The sequence below is a fragment of the Pseudomaricurvus alkylphenolicus genome, from assembly GCF_011683955.1.
Lineage (GTDB): Bacteria > Pseudomonadota > Gammaproteobacteria > Pseudomonadales > Cellvibrionaceae > Pseudomaricurvus > Pseudomaricurvus alkylphenolicus.
Genome location: NZ_JAAQPI010000003.1, coordinates 297,200 through 323,608 on the forward strand (window position 1 = coordinate 297,200; position 26,409 = coordinate 323,608).

A 26,409-nucleotide genomic window follows, 5' to 3' on the forward strand; every position below is an offset into this window, starting at 1 on the left:
ACCCACGATATTGAGGAGCAACACATGATGCCCAAGTTTCGCAACGCCCTTCTGGGCGCCGCTTTGATCACCACCGCCCCACACACGCTCTCCGCCGTGATCGAGGAAGTGATCATCACAGCCCAAAAGCGGGCTGAATCCGTCAACGACATCGGCGTCTCCGCCAGTGCCTTTTCCGGCGATCAACTCAAAGACGTGGGGATCGACTCCGCCGTCGACCTCGGCAGCCACACACCCGGGTTGGTAACCGTTAACTCCACCTCCGGTGGCACTCCGATCTTCGCCATCCGCGGCATTGGCCTGGATGATTTCAGTGCCAACAATTCCAGTGGCGTGGGCGTCTACACCGACGAAGTTTTCGCCAGCAGCCCCGCCTACCTCGGCGGCCAGCTGTTCGATATCGAGCGAGTGGAAGTCCTCAAAGGCCCTCAGGGCACCCTTTACGGCAAAAACACCACCGGTGGCGCCATCAACTTCATCACCAACAAGCCCACCGAAACCCTCGAAGGTTATGTGGAAGCCGACTACAGCCGCTTTGACACTCTTGAAGTCACCGCCGCCGTCAGCAATGCCCTGAGCGACAACGTACGCGGTCGGGTCAGTCTCAACTACGTCAAATCCCAGGACGGCTGGCAGCAAGACGACACCACCGGTGAAGAGTTCGGCCTGCAGGACCGCTTCGCCATCCGCGGCCAGCTGGCCTTCGATTTCGGCGACAACGGCGATGGTAACCTGCGCGTCTACTACAGCAGCGACGAATCCAAACCCCTGTCTCCCGACAGCGAAGGCATTGGCGACGCTCTGTTTATTCCCGAACTCAACGTCCTCAATTCCAATAGCGATGCCCGCAAAGTCAATGTCGGCAACCTCGACGTCAAACGCGACGAATCCGGCCACGGTATTGCCCTGACCCTCAACTACAGCTTCGAAAACTTTGACTTCGTCTCCATCAGTGCCTATGACGCCTACGAGCGCGACATCGTCGACAACTACGATGGCTCCGCCGCCTCCACCATGACCCTGCTGCAGGACAACGAACTGAGCCAGTGGTCCCAGGAACTGCGCTTCGTCAGCAACAGCACCGATGGTTTCAACTGGGTGGCCGGATTTAACATCTCCAATGAAAATGTTGAAGTCATCGACATCTTCGACGACTCCTTCCTCGTCACCGACGCCGCTGCCACCGGCGTGCTGACCCAGGAAGACATTGACGCCTTCGGCCTCGACCAGTTTATCTCCGACTACACTCAGGAAACTGACTCCTACGGCTTCTATCTGCACACTGAAACCGAGCTTTCCGATGTACTGGCACTGACCGTAGGCGTACGCTACTCCTACGACGACCGCTCCTTCGACGGCAACAACACCAACCTCAGTTTTGGTGAAAGCTTTGACATCGTGCGCCTCGACGAAGCCCACGACGAAGACGCACTGACCGGAAAGATCGGCATCGACTGGGACGTTAACGAAGACATCCTGGCCTATGCCAGCGTCTCCACCAGCTACAAAAGCGGCGTGTATTACGGCGCGGCGGTGGTCGACAGCGACGCCTGGAGCTACATCAAACCCGAAGACGTGCTCGCCTGGGAAGCCGGTTTCAAATGGAACCTGTTCGACGGCAGCATGCAGCTGAACGGCGCCGTGTTTATGCTCGAATACGAAAACCGTCAATCCCTGTTCACCTTCGTCTCCGATGAATTCAGCGAACTGCTGGGCTTCCCGGTACTGGATACCACCCTGGCCTCCATCCCCGAATCCGAAACCAAAGGTTTCGAAATGGACCTCTACTGGCTGCCCACTGACGAACTCACCATCTCCGCTGGCGTCGCCTACCTCGACACCGAAGTCACCAAAGCCCCAAGCATGGCGGAACTGCGCGGTATCAACCCCGACCCCACCGCCAACGACCAGGCCACCGAAGACGGCTTCGGCTTCGTTGACGCCCTGGGCGCCGCGCTGCCCGAAGGCACCCCCCTGTCCCAGGCACCCCAGTGGAGCTACAACGGCCTGATCGCCTACGAAACTCCACTCACCGAAGACTGGAACATCCGCCTGCAGACCAGCTACAGCTGGGTGGACGAACAATTCGCACAGCTGGCTGACGCCAACGCCCAATACGGCGAAATCGAAAGCCTCGATGCCATGATCTCGTTCAACAGCAGCGATGAAACCCTGAGCGTGTCGCTGTGGGGACGTAATCTGCAGAACAATGACGCGGACACTTATTCATTTACGGGTTTCGCCGGTCGTACCGTTTATCGCCAGCAACCAACGACTTATGGCGTAAATGTAAAGTACAACTTTATGTAACCGACTCTCCTCTCCGACCCAATTATTGGTTAGGAATCTTCAGGGCAGCTAAGGCTGCCTTTTTTTTTGGAAAAAGCTGAGAGCCCTTCAAATACGTGCATCCCTTCTGGCTTGTCTTTATTGCAAGTTTGGTTGTGGTCTAGTAGTCAGCATAGTGCCATAACCGGTCTTAGAAATTCGCAGGATTGGTACTCTGACGGCGTTGTTTATGCGTAGGGCGGATTAGGCGCTTGCGCCGTAATCCGCCGGTTCTGCCGGAGATGTTCGTTGGCTGCGGCCCAGTTTTTAACACCCTTGAATGTGCCTGCAGCAGGTGATTTGTACACGGCCGCCGCCAATTTAAACCTTCGGCGGATCGGTGGATTACGAAGCGCAAAGCGCTTCGTAATCCACCCTACGTCGTGCGGCCGTTGCGGACATTATCGAACGCCCATGGTGCCCTGAACCAGGATTATGAACTTCCGGTTATGGCACGAAGCTGCCTGTCTGAAGCAAACCTCTCAATCCGGCATCCCCCCTAAGCGGGATACCGAAAGATCCCACAATTTCCCATACTGTCAACATCACGAAAGACACACCAGAGAGAACAAAATGACTGACTACAGCACCCAACAACTGGTAGAAAAAGACAAGGCCCACTTCACCCACCCCTGGACTGTCTGGGACGTCTACAACACCGAAGGCGCCCTGCCTATTGCCAAAGCCGAGGGCGCTTACATCTACGACACCGACGGCAACCGCTACCTCGACGCCGTCGGCGGCCTCTGGTGCAACAACATTGGTACCGGCCGCGACGAAATGGCTGAAGCCATCGCTGAACAAGTCAAAATGATGTCCTACTCCAGCCCCTTCGTGGACCTCACCAACGTCCCCGCAACCCTGCTGGCCGAAAAACTCGCCCAACTGGCACCGGGTAACATCAACCACGTTTTCTACAGCTGCGGCGGCTCCACCGCGGTAGACACCGCCTTCCGCCTGATTCACTACTACCAGAACTGCCGCGGCAAGCACGATAAAAAGCACATCATCTCGCGCAAATCCTCCTACCATGGCTCCACCTTTGCCGCCATGTCCATCGGAGGCAAAGCCGGCGACCATCCGCCCGAGTTTGACTATCTGAGCGACACCATCCACCACATCTCCGCGCCCAAGTACTACGGCGACGACAGTGGTAAAACCGAAGCCGAATTCCTGGACAGCCTGGTACAAGAACTCGAAGACAAAATCCTCGAACTGGGTGCCGACAAAGTCGCCGCCTTCTTCGCAGAGCCCATCCTCGGCGCCGGCGGCGTTATCGTACCGCCCGAAGGCTACCACCGTCGCACCTGGGAAACCTGCAAGAAATACGACATCCTTTACGTCTCCGACGAAGTGGTTACCGCCTTCGGCCGCCTCGGTCACTGGTTCGCCTCCGAAGACGTCTTCGGTTTCCAGCCAGACATCATCACCTGCGCCAAAGGCCTGACCTCCGGATACCAGCCCCTGGGCGCCACCCTGTATTCTGATGAAATCCACAACGTCATCAGCGAAGAAGGCCACGGCCGCTGCTTTGCACACGGCTTTACTTACTCCGGCCACCCCGTTGCCTGCGCCGCCGCTCTGAAAAACATCGAAATCATGGAGCGCGAGCAAATGATGGCCAACGTTAAAGAACTTGGCCCCTACTTCGAAGATCGCCTCGCCAGCCTGCGCGACCTGCCCATCGTCGGTGACGTACGCGGCAAAGGCTTTATGTGGTGCGTGGAATTTGTTGCCAATAAAGAAAACGGCGAACTCTTCCCCGAAGAACTGGATATCGGCAAGCGTATTTCCAACAACGCCGACAAAAAAGGCCTTATCGTTCGCCCTATCGTGCACCTGAACGTGATGTCGCCGCCGTTGAACCTGACTCGCGAAGACATCGACTTTATCGTTGACACCCTGCGCGCCAGCATCGAAGAAACCGTTGCCGAGCTAAACAACGAAGGTTACTCCTTGTAATACCCAATTGATGAACACCATGTGCTGACAGACTGATTCGGGGGCCGATGAAAACCAAGTTTTCGTCCGCCCCCTTTTTTTGGAGAACACCTATGCAAAACCTCGACAAACTGTTTTTCAATGGCGACTGGAGCGCCTCTCGCGGGAACGAATGGCTGCCTGTTATCAACCCCGCCACCGAAACCGAAATCGCACGCGTGCCAGCCGGCACGGCAACTGATGTAGATGCGGCCGTCGCCGCTGCCAAAGCCGCTTTTCCCGCCTGGTCCGCAACCACTATCGAGGAACGCAAACAACTATTGGTTGCCATTGCCGACGGCATGCAGGCGCGCTTCGATGAATTGGTCGATGCCGTATCCAGCAGTATGGGCTGCCCTGCCGCCACCGCCGCCTGGTTGCAGATAGAAGGCCCCATCGAAGGCATGCGACTGTTTGCAGATTCCCTGGATCAGATTGAGATCGAGCAAACCATGGGCAACTCCCTGGTTGTGCGGGAAGCAGTGGGTGTGTGCGGATTTATCAATCCGTGGAACTATCCGCTGCACCAATTCGTCGGTAAAGTTGGTGCCGCTCTTGCCGCGGGTTGCACTATGGTGGTTAAACCCTCCGAGCAAACTCCGCTGCAGGATTACCTGATGGCAGAAATTATGGCGGACGCAGGCGTACCCGCCGGTGTGTTCAATTTGGTCCCTGGTCGGGGCCAAGTCGTCGGCTCCCGGCTGAGCCAACACCCGGATGTGGATATGGTGTCTTTTACCGGTTCCACCCGCGCAGGTATCGAAATTGCCAAAGCCGCCGCTCCTAGCGTTAAACGCGTTACTCAAGAGCTGGGAGGCAAGTCTCCATACATCATTACACCGGAAGCCGATCTGGCAGCCGCCGTGCGCTACGGTGTTGAAGACGTTATGCTTAACAGCGGCCAGACCTGTACGGCATTGACTCGTATGTTGGTTCACCGCAGTCAATACCAGCAAGCTACCGAAATTGCCAAAGGCGTGGCTGAATCCCTGGTAGTCGGCACCGGCGAAGACGCGTTCCTGGGACCAATGAGTTCTTCAATGCAACAGCAGCGAGTCTTGGAGTACATTGCAAAAGGTCAAGACGAAGGTGCACGTCTGTTGTGTGGTGGTAAAGCACAGCAGGTAGACGGCAAGGGTTTCTATGTCGAGCCGACGATTTTTGCGGATGTCAGCAATGAAATGGAGATAGCTCGTGAGGAGATCTTTGGTCCGGTTCTGTGCATGATTGCTTACGACTCTGTTGAAGAAGCGGTGGAGATTGCCAACGATACACCTTACGGTCTTTCTTCTGCGGTTTACGCCGATAACGAAGAAAATGCGCTGAAGTTGGCGCGGCAGATTCGTGCTGGTCAGTGTTATATGAATGGTGCACAGTTTAGCTATCACGCGCCGTTTGGTGGTTATAAACAGTCTGGTAATGGGCGTGAGTTTTCTGTGATTGGGGTTGAGGAATTTATGGAGGTTAAGGCGATTCAGCGGCCTTGATTTTTGGGTTGTTTTTAAAGCTGGAATATCGGGCTCTGTGAGGACGAAAGTGGCGTCTGGTATGGGTGCCTCATAGCGACTGGGTATTCCGCTTTCTGCCCTGATTTGCGCCCCTCCGGGGTCCCCTCCCTCCCCAAAGAGCCCGGCAAAAAACGCCGGTCTCTTTGACTCGCTCGGCGCGGCATCTTTACGGGCCGAAATCGAAACACCCAGCCGCCTTTACTCCGCAGTTCTCGTTGTTGGGTGGTTTTAATGGGGGGTTGTTTGTTTTGGGCTTGTAGTGAATTTTAGCTACGTTTTGAACACCTTGGTTCCCTGCCGTTACACCTTACTTTGTATGCGCTCAGTCGCTAGCAAGATTGCACCGATTTTTTAATGGTCACACCCATAGTTTTTCTGTCTTAATCAGGCTTTGTCTTGAATTTTCCCTACCGGAAACCAGACTGCTGCTGACCGTCCCCGCGAACACGAAAAACCAGGCAGATATTGCAGATCCGTCTCCAATTCCCTACTTTGGTGTACTGAAAAACTACTCAACATAGGATGGATTAGCGCAGCGCCATCTACCATGAATACCGCACTTACCGGAAAACTCAGGTAAGCTGAATCGGGAAGGGTTTTAGTAACAATGAGGCAATAAACTTGATGAACTACGGTGTTAGCGGTGTCTGGGGGTTTCGTTTTCCGAGCATTAAAGAGGGCGCCGAAAGAGCCAAAAAGACCGGCGTTTTTTGCCGGGCTTTTTGGTGACTGAGGGCAGCCGGGACGGCCGCCCGACAGCTCGGAAAACGAAACCCCCAGGCGCCGCTTGAGGCACAGAACTTGAAACCAACGAACTAAGGAAAGAACTCGTAGTCCCCAGACAACAAGAAAAGGGGGCAGGGCATTTTTCAAAAAGAACGCGAAAATCTAGTCTGAACCCTGAGTTTCGTTAGAACTGAGATTACCGAGGTCTACGAGCAAACAAACACAACATATCCAATGCCAGACTCGCTCCCGCCAGCGCCGTCATCTCCGCGTGATCATAAGCAGGCGCCACCTCAACCTGATCCATACCAACCAGATTAATTCCCTCCAACCCACGCAATATTCGCTGCGCCTGATAACTGCTCAAACCACCGATCACCGGCGTACCCGTTCCAGGCGCAAAACTCGGGTCCAGACAATCAATATCAAAGGTCAAATAGGTCGGATGATCCCCCACCCGCTCACGAATCGCCTCAACCACTGCATCGACACCATTTTGATGCACCCAATGGGCATCCAACACCTTAAAGCCTATGGTGTCATCAATCGCCGTGCGCATACCAATCTGAATCGAACGAGACGGGTCCACAATCCCCTGCTTGGCTGCATGGTAAAACATCGTTCCATGATCAATCGTACCCTTACTGTCATTCCAGGTATCATAGTGGGCATCAAAATGAATCAGCGAAATCGGCCCGTGTTTCTTCGCATAGGCCTTGAGCGCCGGATAGGTTACAAAATGATCCCCACCCAACATCAATGTGGCCGGCCCCTGCTCAATAATATTGGCAATGTGGCTCTCAATAACCTCAGGCACCTCACTGGGACAACTGCTGTCAAAGCCGCAGTCACCGTAGTCAACAACGGCCAACTCCTCAAACGGATCAAAGCCCCAGTGAGCGACCGTACCCCAGGCCAGATTGGAAGACGCCGCTCGCAGCGCCCGCGGGCCCATACGCGCCCCGGAACGGTTAGAGACCGCCAAATCAAAGGGAACACCAGTAACCGCCACATCCACACCCTCCAGGTCGCGGCTGTACTTGCGGCGCATAAAACTCAGCACACCGGCATAGGTAGGCTCTACATCGCTACCTTTCAGGTCCTCACGGGTAATGGCAAAATCGGTGGGACGGGACATGCTCTTCCTCTCTCCTGATACATGAACCCACCAGTGTAGAGATCGGGAAATTCACCGCCATCCCCCACCTGGGGGAGACAAACAACAGACTATTCCGCGCGACAGGCCAATACCAGCGCCCAGAATTCCGAAAAGTCGTTAACCACCACATCCGGCTTATGGGGAAAACGCTCATTACCCGGAAAAATCTTATTCAGCCAGGGCAAATCCCACTGTGCACCATTAAAAAACACGCTGGTCGTACCGGCACTTTTTGCAGCAATGGTATCCGTAGTACTGTCCCCCACATACCAAACCTCGGGACCCAATGCCCGCCCCAAATTGTCCACCGCCTTTTGCAGCTGATCCGTATGAGGTTTACGTTTCACCGTATCGTCGCCACAAACATCCGTCAAAAAATAACCCGACCAATCCTCCCCATTCACATTACCCAACTCCGCCACAAAAAACTCCCGGTCACGATTGGTAATAACCCCCACTGGCATACCGATCTCGTTCAACCCCTGCAGCACCTGCCGAACCTGCGGTTCAAACGGTAACGCCGTGCCGTAATACTTACGATAGTGACGGGTAAAATGCCCATGAGCAATGCGTTTGGCTTCATCGTCCTCACCAAACAATACCTCGAAAATATCCGTACGTGAAATTTTCCGGTCCGCCTTTATTTTAGGATGCAACTGCTGATACTCCCGAACATGAGAAACCAGCTTCATGTCCTCCGGTGACTTCGCCCGCTCCGGAGTTACTAACCGAATCATCAAATCCAATTCATCAAATTCCGCCAACATATCATCCACTGCGTGATACATCGCATCGAGCGTATCTACCAGGGTCGCATGCCAATCAAACAGGATCAAAGAAGGTGGTGTTAGCTGAGCAACCGCTGGATGCCAGTCAGGTTCAATTCGTGGTACAGGTGGCTGGCGCGGCGGCAAGCGCTCTGGACGCTGTTCAAAACCGACACCACAATGCTCCAGCAAATCCAGTAACCCGTCAAAGTCCGGCACCACCGCATCCGGCGAATAATGACTCTGGCTGCCGCTAAACGTTCGCTCGAACCAATCGTCCGGCCAGAGCGCGCCGTTATAAAACACCCTCGTCACACCGGCGCGACGGGCAGTCGCCATATCACTTTGACTGTCGCCCACATACCACACCGACTCCTCCGCCGTCAGCCCGACGGCCTCCGCCGACTCCTCCAAAACATCCGGCGCCGGTTTATAACGTTTGGCCTCACTGCCGCACAAACTGACATCAAAAAACGATCGCCAACGGCCTCCATCCACCACCGACATCTCGGCATCCAGAAACTCCCGACTGCGATTGGTGGCGACACCCAGTTTGATTCCCGCCCCTTTCAAACACTGCAGATAACCGTAGATTCCGTCCTGAAAAGGTGTCACCTCACCGTAAAACTGACGGTAGTTATGGTTGTACGCCTGATGAGCCGTATTCTTCGCCAGCTCATCACCACCGAACAGCACATCAAAAATATCCGTACGGGAAACACGGCGCTCCGCCAGAATCCGCGGGTGCAAATGACGAAAAATCCGAATATAGCGCAACAACTTCTCATCATCCGCGTTGCGTGCCTGGGATTCGGGAATCAGATAAGGTAAGAGCTCCAACTCATCCAGCTGGGCCAGCAACGCCTCGACCGCCTGATACATCGCATCCAGCGTATTGACCAAAGTTCCATGCCAATCGAAGAGAATCAACCGTGGAGGTGTTAAGGCATTCATTCTTATACTTTCCTGTCTGCAACCGTCCCTTTAAGACTAGTCCATTGAGCGCTCCGGCGCCCCACACTCATCACAGTTGAAACGGCAGCCGTAAAAGCGCTACCCTAAAAACACTCAAACACACATTCGACCCGTGCTATGGACCCGACCTTCGAAACCGTCCAGCTCGATGGCAACGACTCCATCCGCTCCCTGCACTTCCAGTGCGAAGCGTTCCAGCAGGACCACAGCTGGCACTACCACCCCCAGTGCGAACTGGCCCACATCGTGCGTGGTGCAGGCACCCGCTACGTGGGAGACAGCGTCGAAACCTTCCAGCCCGGTGATCTGGTCTTTATCGGCCCCAACATCCCCCACTGCTGGGTCAGCGACCCCGACCAGCACAACAACGAAATGCAAGTTCTGCAATTCGACCCCGCCTGCCTCGGCAACGACTTCTTGCGCCTGCCCGAAGCCTCTCCCCTGGCAGGACTGCTGCAGCAAGCCAAACGCGGCCTCCACTTCGACGGCGGACAGCTTAACCCCATCCTGGACCTGCTCACCCAAATCGAACAACAGCGCGGTCTCTACCGCCTGTCACTGTTCGTTCAACTGCTCGATCAACTCTGCCAGGCAACTGGCACCAGTCCGCTGACCAGCGAAGTCTACGTCGTGGACAACAGCCAATTCCACAGCGCCCGCCTCAACAAAGTGATGGACTACCTCAAGCGCAACCTGCAAGAGGAAATCAAACAAACCGACGTCGCCGACCTTGTCCACATGACACCCCAGAGCTTCAGCCGCTTCTTTCGCGCAACAACGGGCCGCACCTTCGTCTCCTTCGTCAACCTTATGCGCATCACCGAAGCCTGCCGTCAACTGGCCAGCAGCGACGACGACATCATGGATATTGCCTTTCGCTGCGGCTACGCCAACCTCTCCAACTTCAACCGCCGCTTTGTCGAAATCAAACAAGTTACCCCCAGTGAATATCGCAGACAGCAGCGGCAGCTTGTCAGCAATTAATCTCAGGCCTTGAAATCGAAGGGTTCTGTGGAAATCTTGTCGGCAGTTTGTGTCCAGGCTTTGACGGCAATGTGCCATAACCGGTCTTAGAAATTCGCAGGATTGGTACTCTGACGGCGTTGTTTATGCGTAGGGCGGATTAGGCGCTTGCGCCGTAATCCGCCGGTTCTGCCGGAGATGTTCGTTGGCTTCGGCCCGGTTTTTAACACCCTTGAATGTGCCTGCAACAGGTGATTTGTACACGGCCGCCGCCAATTTAAACCTTCGGCGGATCGGTGGATTACGAAGCGCAAAGCGCTTCTAATCCACCCTACCTCGTGCGGCCGTTGCGGACATTATCGAACGCCCATGGTGCCCTGAACCAGGATTATGAACTTCCGGTTATGGCACTCTGCTGCCTACTCGACCCTGCCAGTGCAGAAACCGGCAGCCACAAAAAAGTACCACCCCACAGCCAACTGCGACGTAACACCCCATCGCCCCCCAGCGCTACCTTATGACCACGACTGGCAATAACCCAAAGCGCTCACAATGAACAAACTCGAACAACTCAAAACCATGACCGAAGTGGTCGCCGATACCGGTGATATCGACGCCATCGCCCAATTCAAACCCCAGGATGCCACCACCAACCCCTCACTGCTGCTCAAGGCCGCGCAACTGCCCAAGTACCGCAATCTGGTAGTCAACTGCATCCGCGCCGCCCAACTCGACAACGGCAGCAGTCAAGACCAGCTCAACACCTGCATGGACCAGCTCTCCGTCGCCATCGCCTGCGAAATCCTGCAAATCATCCCAGGCCGTATCTCCGTCGAAGTGGACGCACGCCTCTCCTACGACACCGACGCCACCCTGCGCCGCGCCCGCCACCTGATGGCACTGTTTGAACAACGCGGTATCGGTAGCGAGAGAATACTGATCAAAATCGCCTCCACCTGGGAAGGCATCCAGGCCGCCCGACAACTTGAGCAGGAAGACATCCAATGCAACCTGACCCTGCTGTTCGGCTTCTCCCAGGCCGCCGCCTGCGCCGACGCGGGCGTATTCCTGATCTCCCCCTTTGTCGGCCGCATCCTCGACTGGCACAAAAAACACAGTGGCCGCGACCACTACCCGCCAGAACAAGACCCCGGCGTACTCTCCGTCACCCGCATCTACGACTACTACAAGCAGCACACCTACAACACCGTGGTGATGGGTGCCAGCTTCCGCAACCTGGGCGAAATCGAACAACTGGCCGGCTGTGACAAGCTCACCATCAGCCCCGCTCTGCTGGCACAACTGGCCGCTGAAGAAAGTCCACTGGAGCGCAAACTCAATCCCAACAACCGCAGCGCCCCCCAGGCGATGCTGATCGAGCCGGAACCCCGCTTCCGCTGGTCCATGAACGAAGACGCCATGGCCACCGAAAAACTGGCCGAAGGCATCCGCAACTTCGCCGTGGACCAACGCCAGCTGGAACTGCTGCTGGTCAAGCAGGCTGATCTGCTCACCTGTGCCTGAGACGAGGAACGTAACCATGAAAACCGTTGTCGGCATCGACCTGGGTACCCAGAGCATCAAAGTCCTGTTCTACAGGGCAGATACCCGAGAAGTGGTGGCCAGCGCCAGCCACGAGCTGGAACTGATCACTGATGCGGACGGACGTGCCGAACAGCTGGCGTCCTGGTGGATCGAAGCCCTGCATGAAGCCTTTGCCGAGATACCGGCGGAAGTCCGCCGCAGCGCCACAGCCATGGCAGTCTCCGGCCAACAGCACGGCTTCGTGCCCGTCGGCAGCGATGGCCAGGTGCTGGCCCCGGTAAAGCTCTGGTGCGATACCACCACCACAGCGGAATGCGAAGCGCTGATGAACGCCTTTGGCGGCGAACGACGCTGCCTGACCGTGTTGGGTAATCCCATCGTCACTGGCTATACCGCCCCCAAAATTCTATGGCTGAAGAAACATCATCCCGAGCTGTTCGCCCAGATGCGCCATGTATTGCTACCCCATGACTACCTCAACTTCCACCTCAGCGGCGAAGTGGCTATGGAATACGGGGACGCCTCCGGCACCGGCCTGCTCAACGTTCGTGAGCGCTGCTGGAACCAGGAGATGGTCAACAATATCGACCCGGGCCTGATGACCTGCCTGCCCAAATTATTGCCCGCCGATGCCCGACTGGGGCAACTGCAGCCAGCAATCGCGGAACAATTGGGCCTGCCCGCCGGCATTCCCATTGCCACCGGCGGTGGTGACAACATGATGGCCGCCATCGGCACCGGCAATGTCGGCAATGGCGTGGTCACCATCAGCCTCGGCAGCTCCGGCACCGTATACAGCCTCAGTGACAAACCCATTACCGATGACATGGGTCGGTTGGCGGCTTTTTGCTCCTCCACCGGTGGCTGGCTGCCATTGCTGTGCACTATGAACTGTACACTCAGTACAGAGCTGCTCAGGGGTTTATTGGATACAGACCTGGAAGAATTTGAAACCGCGCTGAGAGAGACCCGACCCGGAGCAAATGGCGTACTGACACTGCCGTTTTTCAATGGCGAACGCACACCCAATCTGCCCGATGCCAAAGGCTGCATCCTGGGATTGGACAGCTCCAACTGCTTGCCCCGAAACCTGCTGCGCTCGGCCACCGAAGGCGCCAGCTATGGCCTGCGCCTGGGCATAGATGCCCTGCGCGAACAGGGTGTGGAGGTGAAAGAAATTCATCTGACCGGCGGCGGCAGCAACAGCCCCGGCTGGCGCCAAATGCTGGCGGATATTTGCCAGGCACCGGTTACCCTGTTGACCCCCGACGAAGGCGCCGCCTTTGGCGCAGCCATGCAGGCCCTGGCGCTAATACAAACTCAGGCCGGGCAGAGCGTCGATATTAACGAACTGGTGACAGAGCACCTGCAAAAAGACCCTGATCGCAGCTGTCAGCCCATCGCCGAAAACGTAACCCTCTATGAAAACCTCTACCGCAACTATCTGGATGCGGTAGAAACCTTAACACCCTGGTTCCAGCGCCGCTGAGCCGACCATCAAACACACAACAGACCAGACACTTTAAGAGAGGTCACTATGAGCACTTCACCCTATATCGGCGACCGCGAATACTTCCCCGGCATCGGCAAGATCGCCTATGAAGGCCCCGAGTCCGACAACCCACTGGCATTTAAACGCTACGACGCCAACAAACGGGTCGCTGGTAAAACCATGGCCGAACACCTGCGTTATGCCACCTGTTACTGGCACAGTTTCTGCGGCGATGGCAGCGATCCCTTCGGCCCCGGATCGCGCAGTTACCTTTGGAACGACAGTAGCGATCCTATGACCAACGCCCGCCAGAAAATGGATGCCGCATTCGAGTTTTTCACCAAGCTGGGCACCCCCTACTATTGCTTCCACGACCGCGACATGGCCCCCGAAGGCGACAGTGTTGCGCAATCGGAAGAAAACCTGTTTGCCATGGTCGAGTTAGCCAAACAGCGTCAGGCAGAGACCGGCATGAAACTGCTCTGGGGTACCGCCAACGCCTTTAGCAACCCCCGCTACATGAACGGTGCCTCCACCAACCCCAACTTCGACGTCGTCGCCCACGCCGGTGCCCAGGTCAAAGCCGCCCTCGACGCCACCGTCGCCCTGGGTGGTGAAAACTACGTCTTCTGGGGCGGCCGCGAAGGCTACATCTCGCTGCTCAACACCTCCACCAAACGCGAGCTGGAGCATATGGCCCGCTTCCTTACCATGGCCAGAGACTACGGTCGCAGCATCGGCTTCAAGGGCACCTTCCTGATCGAACCCAAACCCATGGAACCCACCAAACACCAGTACGACTTCGACGCCCAGACCGTTATCGGCTTCCTGCGTCACCATGGACTGGCCGGTGACTTCCAGCTCAACATCGAAGCCAACCACGCCACCCTCTCCGGCCATACCTTCGAGCACGAACTGCAATTGTGCGCCGATGCAGGTCTGCTCGGCTCCATTGATGCCAACCGCGGTGACGCGCAAAACGGCTGGGACACCGACCAGTTCCCTGTTGACCTTTACGACGCTGCACGAGGCATGCTGGTGGTCCTGGAAGCCGGTGGTTTCAAAACCGGCGGACTCAACTTTGACGCCAAGGTGCGGCGTGAATCCACCGACAATGAAGACCTTTTCCTCGGACATATCGGTGCCATGGACACCTTTGCCCATGGATTGGAAGTGGCAAACGCCATTATTGAAGATGAAGCCCTGAGTGCACCTTTGGCCCAGCGCTATTCCAGTTTTGATTCCGGTGCGGGAAAAGACTTTGCAGATGGCAAACTGGATTTGGCGGCACTGCGTGACCATGCCGCCAGTGCAGGAGAACCAGAGAAGATTTCCGGTAAGCAAGAACAGCTGGAAAATCTGGTTAACCAGTACCTGCTGAAGTCATTTTGAACCAGTTCCCCCGTGAGGCAGTGTCACGGGGGCTGAAATGACATACGGTTCCTTGTCTCTTGGACCTTTGGGCACCGAGCAACTGCTCCAAGTGCCCTTTTTTGGCCCTGAAAAACCTAAAGTTCTCTTCCAGCCCGCCGATAACCCCGTTTGGTGCCAAACAGATGCACAGGGAGGGGTTCCGTGAACAGCATCGGCTCACAGGGAATAACCAATGTTATCCAAAGCCTGCACAGTCGCAAAGCTGACGAACCGCGCAACGCGGACGCGTCCGCTAAACTCGCCTCATCGCAGCGCCTCTCCTCCCAAACTGAGGCAAAAACCGAGCCCACCAACTTCCTCTCCAACCGCCCGCAGAATCTGGCAACGGACCACTCCGCCAAACTCTATACCCACCTCGAGCGAGAGCTCACCCGCGAGCAGCTGGACCTGACCGATATTCGAGCCACCCTGGCCCGCGTACAAGACTATGCCGGCGACACCAACAGTTTTAAGGGAATTCTGACGGGCGACACCCAGCAATCACAGAACACAGTGGCACTGCAACCGCATCAATCAGATGGCGGCCGGGAACCCGACAACAAAGCGGCGAACAGCGGCAAACTCTTCAGCCTGACCGTAACCACCGCCGACGGCGACCAGGTAGAAATTGAAATCAACAAAGGCCACGGCGACGACGAAACCACCATCACCTTCAAAGTCGACGGCGAACTCGACCTCGACGAACAGGAAGCCCTGACCAAGCTTACCAATAAGCTCGGTGCTCTCGCCGATAACTACCGCAGTGACGCCTGGGTACAAATGGGTAACCTAGATGCCTTCGACCACACTGAACTGACCGGATTCAGTCTGCAGGTAAAAGGAGCCTCTGACCAAATCTTTAAGCTGCAATACACCATCGACGAAAACGCCGGCTACCGCAGCCTGAGCAGCAACCTCAATGGCTACAACTTCAATATCCGCGTCGACCTGGACGGCCTCAAACTCGACCCCGATATCGCCACAAATCACCAATACCAACAATACCTCGACCTGATCAGCGAAACCGCCCATGCGTACCGACAGGGTGAAGACGCAGGCGGAGAAAGCACCAGCCGCACCGCCGTATTCTTCCTCGAAGGCATGAACGCCGTATTTGGCGTAGACCACAACACCCACGCAGACGACGCTACAGCCACCTCCCAAACGACAGATACAACTGTGCAGGGCGAAGCCCCCCTATTCCCCCAGCACAATCCAGCGGCCGCAGAACCGTTTGGCGATCTGACAACCCGCAATCAGAAACTGATCGACAACTTTACCAGCGGCCTGCCCGACTTTATCGCCTCCTTCGACACTCCAGTATTCAGACCCAACCCGGACCAGCCGATGGAAATCTCCACCCTGTCACTCGACATCCGGCAGATTACCGAAATCACCAGCCGGCGTGACGACCAACACCGCTATACCAACATCAACCAGAGAAGTGAATACGAATCCAGAGTCTCCCAACACCTGGGCCTGGCGGGCGACAGCGTTGAACACGCCAACCTCGCCCCCCAGGAAGAAGGCGGCCAATCCTACCTCTACCGAACCGACATCAGAGCCGCCTCCATCGAACGCTCAATGACCTTCGAAGATCGCAGTAAACTCATCGCTGTCGACCAGATACGGGAACAAGAACATATTCGCAAGGAAAAACTGGTGGTGGGCGGAGAAATAGAACGCGCCACCATAGAAGACCTGAGCGCCGCCTTTAAAAATGTCGACCAACACTACAGCATTGCCAACACGCCGGCACAACAACGCCAAGCCGAAAAATTCCTGAATGACTACCGAACTATCGAGCAACTGAATGACTTTATGGACGGCAACAAAGTAGAGCTCTTTCTATAAAAAGGTTCCTCCGAAGAATTTGTGGGTATAATTTGCCCGGAAAGATGACTAAATTATTGAAAGTTCGGCTATTCGTGTTGCACATCTAGCTCTATTACTTGAGCATTATTCACAACAAGCGTTGGGCGGGATCGGATAGGCCGCAAAGTGCCATAACCGGTCTTAGAAATTCGCAGGATTGGTACTCTGACGGCGTTGTTTATGCGTAGGGCGGATTAGGCGCTTGCGCCGTAATCCGCCGGTTCTGCCGGAGATGTTCGTTGGCTGCGGCCCAGTTTTTAACACCCTTGAATGTGCCTGCAGCAGGTGATTTGTACACGGCCGCCGCCAATTTAAACCTTCGGCGGATCGGTGGATTACGAAGCGCAAAGCGCTTCTATTCCACCCTACGTCGTGCGGCCGTTGCGGACATTATCGAACGCCCATGGTGCCCTGAACCAGGATTATGAACTTCCGGTTATGGCACTTTACCGTCATAGCTTGAACCAAAACAACTTACAAATGTTCCCGAAGACCCATGAAAAAAACTCTGATCTCACTTAACGGCCAACATCTCGCCCCAACTCCCGATGCACCTCATCCAAATACCGATTCGTCAACTTATAAAGCCGCATCACAACCGCAATCGCCACCCCACAAACGACCCCACTCAACGAAAACACCACCAAAATCCCAGACATCGCCGATTCCGACTGCAGCTGATTCGGCACATACCCATAAAAATCCAACAACCACCCCGTCAGTGCACCGCCAATCGCCAGCCCCAACTTAATTGCCAACAAGTGCGCCGAATAACTCATCGCCATGTTCTTCTTACCCGTCTTCAGCGCCCCATAATCCACCGTATCCGGAATCATCGAAAACATCAGCGGCACAAGAATCAACTGGAAGAAATTCGCCAACCCGAACAACAAAAATGCCCCGATCACCTGCCCGGGTGGCAAGAAAAACAACGCCCCATGGAAAACGATCGCTCCCAAAATCGCAAAATTAAACAACCGCACCTTACAAACATAGCGAGTCAGGAAATTCGTACAGCAAGCACCGGCAACCCCCGTCAGCATTCCAAAGGTAAAAAACCAGGACACCAAATCCTCACGTTGTAAAAAATAAATCACATAATAAGGCGTAGCCGCCCCACGCATGGCCACCAAAATCAACAACAACACCGCAACCAGTGCCACCAGATTCCACTGATCATTCTTAAGCAATGCGAAAAAGTCCTGCGCAATATTCGACTTGACCGCCTGTGATTCTTCCACCACCCGTTCACGAGTCGTATAAAAACAGATCCAGAAGCACAACACCGCGATACTCGCCAAGACACCCATCGTCAACTGAAACCCAAGGGCCTTATCCCCGGCCCCGAGCAAATCCACCATTGGCAAGGTCAAGGCGGTGACAATCGCACCACCCACCATCGCCATGGCAAAACGAAACGACTGCACAGAGGCCCGCTCTGTGGGGTCCTCTGTTAACACCCCGCCCAGCGCGGAATAGGGAATATTGATCGCCGTATAGATCGTCATCAACACGGCATAAGTCACATAGGCATACACCAGCTTGGCATTGTCACCCAAATCCGGCGTGGTAAACGCCAGCACCGCCAATACACCGTAGGGAATGGAAATCCAGATCAGATAGGGACGATAACGCCCCCAGCGGGTGCGAGTCCGGTCAGCGAGCCCTCCCATCAACGGATCCGTAACCCCATCAAACAGCCTCACCACCAACATCAGTGTTCCTACAGCCGCCGCCTCCAGCCCGAATACGTCGGTATAGAAAATCATCATGAAATTGATAACGACCTGAAAGATAATATTGCTGGCTGTATCCCCCAGGCCATAGCCGATTTTCTCTCGAACACCCAGGGTCGTGCTTTCGCCGCTCAGGGCTGTATTGTTTCCGCTCAAGGCTGTTTTTTTCCCGCTCACGGCTGTGTTTTCCCCGCTCACGGCTGCTCCACTCTCGCTCATACCACACCCCTCTGCTTGCGCTCCAACAGTCGTTGCTGCAGCCATTGACCGCTACGCTTGAGAGTGCGCTCTTGACTATCATAGTCCACATAGACCAAGCCAAACCGTTTGCGATAACCCTCAGCCCATTCGAAGTTGTCCATCAGGCTCCAGGCAAAATAACCGCGAACATTCACCCCGGACTCCATAGCCCGCTCCAGCGCAGACAAATGTTGCTGCAGATAAGTGAGTCGCTGATCATCCACTACCGCTCCGTCGAACAGCTGGTCGTCACTGGCCATGCCATTTTCCGTAATCAGCAGCGGTGGCAGGCGATACTCCCGATGTAACTGCTGCAACAGATCTGTCAGACCAGAGGGACAAATCTCCCATCCCATCGCCGTTACCGGTACATTCGATGCAGGCTCCTGCACTTTGTAGGGAGGCCAATCGACATCGGTCGGCTCACAGGCAAGCACTCGCTGGCAGCTGTAATAGTTAATTCCCAGATAATCCAGAGGCTGCGAAATGATCTCCATATCACCAGGGCATATCGCCGGCCGAAATCTATCGTAGTAATCCCACACCTTCTGGGGATAACGGCCCTGCAACAATGCCTGTAAATACCAATGGTTATTCTCAAGGGCAGCAAACTCCGCCGCGGCCTGGTCACCGGGAGTCTCAGCAGCTGAATAATAAGGAGACAGATTCAGCACAATTCCATGCTGCGCCTGAGGCGCATTTTTGCGCAGCGCATCCAGGGCCATACCATGGGCCAGCAACAAATGGTGGGCAGCCTGCAGCGCCGCGGCACGATCCTGGATTCCCGGCGCATGCACGCCAAACCAGTGCCCCAGCACAGCACTGCACCAGGGTTCATTCAACGTGCACCAGGATTGCACCAGATCACCCAGTTCACTGGCAGCCACCTGTGCATAATGTCGAAAGGCCAGCGCAGTATCACGATTCAGCCAGCCACCCTGATCCTGCAAAAACTGAGGCAAATCCCAGTGGTAAAGTGTCACATAGGCCTTGACACCTCGCTCTGCCAATCCCTCCAGCAGCTGGCGGTAAAACATAAGCCCCTGCTGGTTCACCCTACCGTCCACATCAGAAATAATTCTCGGCCAGGCAATCGAAAAACGATACGCATCCACGCCCAGCGAGGCAATCAGGTCGAAATCCTGCTCCCAGCGCCGATAATGCTCGCAGGCGACCCGACCATCGCCGGCATCAGCGATAGCACCATCCCGGCGGCAAAAAGTGTCCCAGATTGACTCCACCTTGCCGTCGATATCCACCGCCCCCTCTATCTGGAACGCCGATGTAGCCACGCCGAACACAAATTGGGGATCTTGCCAAAGTCTCATAAGCTCCTCGTGATTTTCCGATACAAGCGGTCATGCCTGGCCAAGACCCCCAAAAGCGTTCTGGTCGCGTAATTCCGTTGCCAGATGAGGGACTTACTGATACCTTTACGATCATAATGTAAACGTTTACATCAACAAATACCAGAAACATAATAAAATCGCCATGACCCCAAAACTCCCTCTGTTCTCCCCCACTGTCACCATCGCCCTGATTGTCTCCATGGGTGGCTTCCTGTTTGGATTCGACGCCTCCGTCATATCCGGTGTTATTGGCTACGTCGGCGAGGAATACCGACTGGGGGACTGGGAAATCGGCCTAATGGTAAGCGCCCCCACTCTGGGCGGCATTATCGCAGGCTCCACCGTCGGCCCCCTGAGCGACCGCTTTGGCCGACGCCGCCTGCTGTTGATTATCGCCATACTCTACACCGCCTCTGCAATAGCCTCCGCGCTGGCCCCCAGCATCACCTGGCTGGTGGTCGCACGGTTTATCGGCGGGCTCGGATTCGCCTCACTGGGACTGGCGCCCATCTATATTGCTGAGATCTCCCCAGCCCATCAGAGGGGCCGCATGATTTCCATCAATCAGCTCAATATTGTGTTGGGATTCTCCGCCGCCTACTTCTGTAACTACTTTTTCCAACAGGTGGCACAGTCCGAAGCCGAATGGGTCAGCCAACTTGGGATCGACCGCCACACCTGGCGCTGGATGCTAGGACTCGAAATCATACCGGCATTGATTTACGTCACCCTGCTGACCCGCGTCCCGGAAAGCCCGCGTTGGCTTCTGACCCAAAAACGCTGCGACGAAGCCGAGCGGGTACTCAATCAACTAAGCAATGGCACATCCGTACAAACCCAGTTGCAGGAAATCGAAAACAGCTCCGCCCGGGAAACCGCACCCTTACTCGAACGCCTGCGTCGAGTACTCAAACCCAGCATGAGAATGGTGCTGATATTGGGCCTGTTTCTGGCCATGATTCAGCAAATCACCGGCATCAATGCCATCTACTTTTACGCCCCCAGCATCTTCGAACAAAGCGGCATCGGCACAGACGCCGCCTTTGCACAGGCCGTATGGGTTGGCATCATCAACGTTATCTTCACCTTGATCGCCATGGCACTGATCGACCACATCGGTCGCAAACCATTATTATTGATAGGATTAAGCGGCATCGCGTTGAGCATGCTTCTGTGCGCCTACGGATTCCACAGCGCCAGTTATCAACTTGACGCGGCGGCACTGGCCGCTCTCGACCCGCACCTGCAAACCGCGCTGGCCCCTCTGCAAGACCAACACTTCGCAAACGACGTCGACTACAAACAGGCACTCGCCGCCCAGCTGGGAGCCACGGAAGCCCGTTTACGACACAGCGAACTGATTGCCGCCGCCATCAACATGAACGCCACCATCGCATTGGTCGCCATTCTCGGATTTGTCGCCTCCTTTGCCGTCTCTCTGGGACCTGTTATGTGGGTCATGCTGCCGGAAATTTTTCCCAACCAACTGCGCGGCGTAGCCATGGCTATTACCGGCTTTGCCAACAGCGCCGCCAGCTTCGGCATCCAATTCTTCTTCCCTTGGCAGTTGACCAATATGGGAGCGGCCTGGACTTTTCTGAACTACGGTGTATTTGCGCTGCTGGGATTTATGGTCGTACTTTGGTTTCTGCCCGAAACCCGCAACAAAAGCCTCGAACAACTGGAGCGGGAACTGGCAGACAATGCGGTCGAAGAGAATATCCCCCAGGCCGTCGATGCCCGCACAACCTTGTGACTCGCTCAATGCCCTGAGCTTTTCAACAACCTGCTGACCCAACCAACTGGAGACATCAATGACGCCATCCGACAAGAAAATCCGCTGGGGCATTATCGGCGCCGGCCGTATCGCCCACGCCTTTGCCGGCGACTGTAACTTCGCACCTTCCGCCGAACTGGTTGCCGTCGCCTCCCGCTCTCAGGAAAATGCCGAACAGTTCGCACAACAATACAGCCTCGAAAAAAGCTACGGCGATTACCAGAGTCTCTATAGCGACCCAGAGGTAGACGCCGTCTACATCGCCACCCCCCACACCCACCATCTGCGACAAGCCACCGACGCTATGGAAGCCGGCAAAGCCGTCATGTGCGAAAAACCCCTGGTGATCAGTGCCGAAGAATGCCAGACCCTGATAGAAACCCAGAAACGCACCGGCATCTACCTGCTCGAAGCCATGTGGACCCACTTTCTGCCCGCCATACAAAAAGCCCGGCAGTGGGTGGAAGAAGGACGCATCGGAAAAGTTGAGCATTTGAAGGCAGACTTTGCCTATCCACTGTTGCCTTATCGATCAGACCTGCGCGAATACAACAAAGAACTCGCCGGCGGTGCACTGCTCGAAATGGGCATCTACCCGGTGGCTATCGCCTGGTGGTTTATGCGGCGCGACCCTGTAAACATGCAGGTAACTGCAGGTTATGCCCCCAATGGCGTGGAAGACGATGTGATTGCGGTAATGGACTATGGTGATGCTATCGCCTCCCTCGCCACATCCTTTCGCTGCCGGCTGCACAACTTTTGCCATATCATTGGCGACAAGGGCTATATAGCGATTCCGGATTTTTTTCGGGCTTCAGAGTGTCACTTATATGAACTGGATACATTGGTCGATACTTTCAGTGAACCTCGCGAGACTCACGGATTTAATTACGAGATTGAAGCCGCCAGCCAGGACATACTGCAAGGTCGTACTCAATCTGAAATTGTTCCACTGTCTAGCAGCCTCAGTTTTCAAAAGCATATGGACCTGATTCGATCGCATTTTTAATACCACTTTCAATTCCGAGCAGGGTACTTGCGAAGATTTGTAGCCTAATTTAGAGGGGTCAGAGTCAGACCCCATGGTTTTTGACTCAGTGCTTGAACTTATCCTGGCAGCGGGCTGCTACAGAGAAGGTGCCATCGGTCTCAAACCCCATGAAAACTATTAATGGGGCAACAAATTTGACGTACTACAGTGTAAAGGGTGGCTGGTGTGTTGTTTTCGGAGCATTAAAGAGGGAGCCGAAGGAGTGAAAAAGACCGGCGTTTTTTGCCGGACTTTTTCGGGACTGAGGGCAGCCCGGAGGGCCGACCGACAGCTCCGAAAACAACACACCAGCCGCCCGTTGAGGCACAAAACCCGAAGCCTAAGAGCCAACACTCCGTCACCTGTCGAAACACGAAACCCGAAGCCTAAGAGCCAACACTCCGTCCCCTGTCGAGGCACAAAACCCGAAGCCTAAGAGCCAACACTCCGCCCCCCGTTAAAGCACTAAACCAAAAACCACTCCAGAACAAACCTGCCACCCACAAAAAAGCCACCCGAAGGTGGCTTTCCCAAACTCAACGACAGAAGACAACTATCAGAAATTCACCCGAACCCCAGCCGCAAAACGTGCCTCCTGGTCATCCTCATAAATAAACTGATTATCAAAACGCCCATGGGCCTTGGCATCCTCACCAAAGATATTCAGACCTTCAAAGAACACAGAAAAATTGTCATTGATATCATAACTGGCACTGATATCCCACTGACCATACTCCTCCACAAACACCGGCTCGTTCGCCTGACGCAACTGGTTCATCGACAGCAAAAACTCATCGCGCCAATTATAAGCCAAACGCACCTGCCAATTATCCGCCTCATAAAATCCAACAAAATTCGCAGAATCACTGAGCCCAGTCAGTGCAATCGTCTGATCGAGAGACGTCTCATCATACTCCACGTCCCCATCCACAAACGTAACATTCGCCTGCAGGCCGAAACCGGAGTCCCCAAACATATGCTGGACAGCCAACTCGATACCATCCACCTTGGCGGCCTCGCCATTCTCAAAGCTGGAGATATCCCACAGAATCACCTCATCATCCGGACCGCCCGCCACATTCGTCGGGAAATTAATATCCGCAGATGGATTCGGATCCGTCAATGCATAACCACCGGCTCCCATTATCGTATCCTGAGTGATTGTGGTAACTACATAATTATCCACCCACTTCTTGAAGTAACTGATTGCCGCATAACTGCCCTCAGCGTAATACCACTCCAGTGACATATCCAGATTGTCCGATTCATAGGGTATCAGGCCGGGATTACCCTGAGCAGCCCCATAAGGACCTCCAGGACGAGCGTCCACAATATTCAGAGCAGGCTTCATGCTGTTTAGATCAGAACGTGTCAGCGTACGTCCCGCAGAAAAACGAGCCATCAGATCGTGACGGATCTCCAGACTGACATCCAGACTCGGCAGCCACATGTCATAATCACTTTCCAGAGAATACTCCACCTCTTCAGTCGTGTAATTCGGACGAAACTCCGTTGAACTCACATACTGCATGGAAATCGGTGAAACCTGCAAGGTCGTGCCAGTCACATCTGTCTGTTCATAACGCATACCTGCCAGAATATTCACGGCCATACCGTTGAACTCAGTCTCCAGCTCAAACTGCACGTAATAAGCGTCCGTCTCCTCCGTAATCGTGTTGGTATTGGTAAACAACAGATCAAACACGCTGGGAAGACCATTGTCGCCATCCAGATAAGTATTAAATACATCGGCCGCGTTAAAGGACAACAGATAAGGGAAGGTATCGGAAAACTCGGTAGATTCCACACTCAGCATGTTTTCCAACCCGGCACAGCTGCCATTAACCACACACTGCGGCTGGCCCTGCACACCCAGATCAAAATACCAACCGGTCTGGATCTCGTATTCCGTGCGAGACACGCCAAAATTAATAGACTTTAAAGCACCCTCATCGGCATTAGCCCACTTGCCGTGCAATTGAAACTGCTCCACATCATTCTTGGCGCTCTTGTTGCGGGCCAGATCAATGTTCGGACGAATCGCATTGGGGTCCAGATAATCCGCCGGCGTATAAGGTGTATTGGCACCAGTCACTGCCGAAGTATTGTCAATCAACTCAATAGTTGGACGACTGCCACTGAAATCGGTAACCGAACTCATACCCAACGGGCCGGACAAAATCACCAGAAAATCGCTGATCTGGTCTCCCGGCTGCGCCTCGGAGGTGGAATCGTGATAGTCAAACTCCAGACTCAGATTGTCGGTGACATCCCATTCGAAGTTAAAGCCCACCGACTCGTTTTCGGTTTTCTCCACATCAGAATAGCCCTGCCAATCCAACGCTCCGTAGCCGGCACCAAAATTCTCCTGAATCATGACCGTAGTCACAGTACCATTGGCATCGGCAATACCGCTCGGAGCGTTAGGGGCACCCACGCCACCTTCCTCAATCCACAGACCTGCCTGGCTACGCTCAATCTTGTCCTCATAATCCGACATGGTGTAGTCAAGGGTCAAACGCATGCGGTCATTGGGCTCAAACTGCAACACCCCTTGAAAATTAGTACGCTCGCGCTCATGGTCCGCCTGCTCCACCACCACATTACGGGGCAACCAGATCTGACCCAGACCGGACGTCACCGCACTGGTATCGATGTTATTACCGTTCACTCGCATCCAGCCATCAGTCTTTGCAGATTCCTGGCGGCTGTGACGCTCGGAATAGGAACCCGTCAGCAGTATGCCCACGCGCTCATCAAACAGTTTGTGGCTCCAAATACCGGAGATCTCGGGGGTAACTTCATCGCCCTCTTCCACCGTCTGGTCCATATTGCCCTTGATGGAAAGATTGCCGACGTTTTCGCTCATTTGCAGCGGCCGGGCGGTGCGCACATCAACCGTGGCACCTATGCCGCCAGTGGGCTGGTCGGCGCGGGCCGTTTTGTAGACGTTCACGCCGTTGACCGATTCGGCAGCAATCTCCGCGAAGTTAAAGGCGCGGCTTTGTTCGGCGCTGCTGTCGCTTTCCTGCTTGGCGGTGGCAGCGGAGGGCATCTGACGACCGTTGAGGGTGACCATGTTAAAACTGGGTCCGAAGCCTCGCACGGATACCTGGTTACCTTCGTTGTTGCGTCGGTCGATAGATACGCCAGGAATGCGCTGCAGCGATTCAGCCAGATTGGAATCGGGAAACTTGCCGATGTCTTCTGCGGAGATGGCGTCCACCACGCCGCTGGCGTCACGTTTGATATCCATGGCCGCCTCCAGAGAGCGGCGGATACCGGTAACTGTGACCTCCTCGATCAGGTCTGCTCTGTCTTGCGTGTCGTTCTGTTGAGCCAGCACAGGCAGGGCAAAACCTGCGTTGGCCAGCGCTATGGATACTACCAGAGGTTTTATCTTAATCATCTTACGCTCCAAACCCATTATTATGATTTTAGTCTCCAGCTGGCTTCTGGGACATTCTGCATCTCACCAGCCTTGACACTGATTGTAAACGTTTACATCTTTAAATGTAAACGTTTACAAAAACCGTTTTTTCATAA

The 26,409-nt window shown here is 54.9% G+C and carries 15 protein-coding genes; 10 read left to right on the forward strand and 5 right to left on the reverse strand.

Annotated features, from left to right (window positions below; translation table 11 throughout):
* The first annotated feature begins 24 nt into the window (after window positions 1-24).
* From HBA55_RS10085 to HBA55_RS10095, 3 genes are all read left to right on the forward strand, one after another.
* Window positions 25-2,310, forward strand: a complete 2,286-nt coding sequence (locus HBA55_RS10085; RefSeq protein ID WP_166990066.1) for a TonB-dependent receptor — start codon at window positions 25-27, stop codon at window positions 2,308-2,310.
* A 591-nt stretch (window positions 2,311-2,901) separates the two neighbouring features.
* On the forward strand, window positions 2,902-4,290 hold the full coding sequence (locus HBA55_RS10090) for an aminotransferase (RefSeq protein WP_166990068.1): 1,389 nt from the start codon (window positions 2,902-2,904) through the stop codon (window positions 4,288-4,290).
* 92 nt (window positions 4,291-4,382) lie between these two features.
* Window positions 4,383-5,795, forward strand: a complete 1,413-nt coding sequence (locus HBA55_RS10095) for an aldehyde dehydrogenase family protein (RefSeq protein ID WP_166990070.1) — start codon at window positions 4,383-4,385, stop codon at window positions 5,793-5,795.
* 943 nt (window positions 5,796-6,738) lie between these two features.
* On the opposite strand, the gene speB is transcribed toward HBA55_RS10095, so the two are convergent.
* Window positions 6,739-7,680 carry an agmatinase gene (gene speB / locus HBA55_RS10100; protein WP_166990072.1) on the reverse strand — a complete coding sequence of 314 codons (942 nt, stop codon included), beginning with the start codon at window positions 7,678-7,680 and terminating at the stop codon, window positions 6,739-6,741.
* 89 nt (window positions 7,681-7,769) lie between these two features.
* A complete protein-coding gene (locus HBA55_RS10105; RefSeq protein WP_166990074.1) occupies window positions 7,770-9,422 on the reverse strand; it encodes an HAD family hydrolase in 1,653 nt (550 codons plus the stop codon).
* A 138-nt stretch (window positions 9,423-9,560) separates the two neighbouring features.
* On the opposite strand from HBA55_RS10105, the gene HBA55_RS10110 reads away from it, so the two are divergent.
* From HBA55_RS10110 to HBA55_RS10130, 5 genes are all read left to right on the forward strand, one after another.
* Entirely contained in the window at window positions 9,561-10,427 is an 867-nt protein-coding gene (locus tag HBA55_RS10110) for a helix-turn-helix domain-containing protein (protein ID WP_166990076.1), read from the forward strand.
* 531 nt (window positions 10,428-10,958) lie between these two features.
* Window positions 10,959-11,930: a transaldolase gene (gene tal / locus HBA55_RS10115; protein WP_166990078.1), complete on the forward strand. Its 972-nt coding sequence runs from the start codon at window positions 10,959-10,961 to the stop codon at window positions 11,928-11,930.
* 16 nt (window positions 11,931-11,946) lie between these two features.
* Window positions 11,947-13,440, forward strand: coding sequence for a xylulokinase (gene xylB / locus HBA55_RS10120; RefSeq protein WP_166990080.1), 1,494 nt, complete (start codon window positions 11,947-11,949; stop codon window positions 13,438-13,440).
* Window positions 13,441-13,488: 48 nt separating this feature from the next.
* A complete protein-coding gene (gene xylA, locus HBA55_RS10125) occupies window positions 13,489-14,835 on the forward strand; it encodes a xylose isomerase (protein ID WP_166990082.1) in 1,347 nt (448 codons plus the stop codon).
* 183 nt (window positions 14,836-15,018) lie between these two features.
* A complete protein-coding gene (locus HBA55_RS10130; RefSeq protein WP_166990084.1) occupies window positions 15,019-16,710 on the forward strand; it encodes a hypothetical protein in 1,692 nt (563 codons plus the stop codon).
* A gap of 539 nt (window positions 16,711-17,249) precedes the next feature.
* Here HBA55_RS10130 and HBA55_RS10135 read toward each other — a convergent pair.
* Both HBA55_RS10135 and HBA55_RS10140 read right to left on the reverse strand, forming a co-directional pair.
* Entirely contained in the window at window positions 17,250-18,623 is a 1,374-nt protein-coding gene (locus HBA55_RS10135; RefSeq protein ID WP_206019701.1) for a glycoside-pentoside-hexuronide (GPH):cation symporter, read from the reverse strand.
* 59 nt (window positions 18,624-18,682) lie between these two features.
* The gene (locus HBA55_RS10140) at window positions 18,683-20,035 is read right to left on the reverse strand and encodes a GH1 family beta-glucosidase (RefSeq protein ID WP_166990088.1); all 1,353 of its coding nucleotides are present in this window, start codon (window positions 20,033-20,035) and stop codon (window positions 18,683-18,685) included.
* A 130-nt stretch (window positions 20,036-20,165) separates the two neighbouring features.
* Here HBA55_RS10140 and HBA55_RS38020 point away from each other — a divergent pair, with 130 nt between their 5' ends.
* On the forward strand, window positions 20,166-21,812 hold the full coding sequence (locus HBA55_RS38020; RefSeq protein ID WP_338109403.1) for a sugar porter family MFS transporter: 1,647 nt from the start codon (window positions 20,166-20,168) through the stop codon (window positions 21,810-21,812).
* Window positions 21,813-21,870: 58 nt separating this feature from the next.
* On the forward strand, window positions 21,871-22,842 hold the full coding sequence (locus HBA55_RS10150) for a Gfo/Idh/MocA family protein (protein ID WP_166990092.1): 972 nt from the start codon (window positions 21,871-21,873) through the stop codon (window positions 22,840-22,842).
* 577 nt (window positions 22,843-23,419) lie between these two features.
* On the opposite strand, the gene HBA55_RS10155 is transcribed toward HBA55_RS10150, so the two are convergent.
* The gene (locus HBA55_RS10155) at window positions 23,420-26,272 is read right to left on the reverse strand and encodes a TonB-dependent receptor (RefSeq protein WP_166990094.1); all 2,853 of its coding nucleotides are present in this window, start codon (window positions 26,270-26,272) and stop codon (window positions 23,420-23,422) included.
* Window positions 26,273-26,409: the final 137 nt, after the last annotated feature.